1 protein-coding gene is annotated in these 243 nt (G+C 41.6%); it reads right to left on the bottom strand.

Features of this window, described 5'->3' with window-relative positions:
- Nucleotides 1-243 (bottom strand): hypothetical protein (locus G6042_RS00220; RefSeq protein WP_169522311.1); only part of this gene is annotated, 243 nt, incomplete at both ends.

Here is a 243-nt window from a genome sequence, read left to right as displayed (position 1 = left end):
GTCCGTTGCTTGCTGAATAATTTGTGGTATTTATAATTGGAAAATCGCCATCTTCTGCTAAGGCTTCGGTGGTATAATACTCCACCGTATAGTTGCTTGCTGGCAGTGGTTGTTGTGCCAATGCATCTGGTGTTCTTACGGTTAAATCCACTGTCATTACACCATCCTGATTGTTGGCATTGGTATCACATACTTCGATGTTATCCAAATTGATTGGTGCAACTGGACTTGGGTTAACTTCTA

It is taken from the genome of Flavobacterium solisilvae (assembly GCF_012911605.1).
GTDB classification, from domain to species: Bacteria; Bacteroidota; Bacteroidia; order Flavobacteriales; family Flavobacteriaceae; genus Flavobacterium; species Flavobacterium solisilvae.
The sequence above is the reverse complement of the archived record's forward strand: the minus strand, read 5'-3'. Positions and strand labels throughout refer to the sequence as shown.